This is a genomic window from Bacillus sp. LR--39 (assembly GCF_053613335.1).
The window spans coordinates 1-601 of sequence record NZ_JBSIOT010001209.1; the positions used below are offsets into that span (position 1 = coordinate 1).

Below are 601 nucleotides of genomic sequence, written 5' to 3' on the forward strand. Positions count from 1 at the left end.
GGTTTTTAGGAAAAAAGAAAAGTATCCTTTCGAGCCTCTGCCGAGTACATATATGGTAGCTGCCGCGAAAAAACGGCATATCGGAGGGGGAAAGGATATGACGCTTCAATATACGGCTCTCGGCGACTCTTTAACCGTCGGGGTCGGTGCAGGTTTGTTTGAGCCGGGATTTGTACAGCGCTATAAAAGGAAAATGGAAGAGGATTTGAACGAAGAAGTTTCTTTGATTGTATTTGCGAAATCCGGTCTTGAGACGTCGGAAATTTTAGCGATGCTGAACGAGCCTTTCATCATGGAACAGGTCAAAAAAGCGGACGTCATCACGATAACGGGCTGCGGAAATGATCTTCTGCAATCGCTGGAGATATATGAAAAAGAAAAGGATGAACACGTCTTTTTGGAAGCTTCCTCCCACTGTCAGAAAAACTACTCAGGCATGCTTGAGAAGATCAGAGAAATAAAGGGAGAAAAAGATACGCGTTATCTCGTCCGGCTTCTCAATTTATACAACCCATTTCCGTCAATCGAATTAGCGGACAAATGGATTTCCGGCTTTAACAGGCACTTAAAGCAGCTAGAGTCCGCTCCGCAAATCAAGGTG

Annotated in this window: 1 protein-coding gene; it reads left to right on the forward strand. The window is 44.8% G+C overall.

The window, feature by feature from the left end; genetic code table 11:
- Positions 1-97 precede the first annotated feature (97 nt).
- Positions 98-601, forward strand: a 504-nt coding sequence (locus tag ACWHAR_RS29480; RefSeq protein ID WP_452088741.1) for a GDSL-type esterase/lipase family protein, incomplete at its 3' end; no start/stop codon positions are given.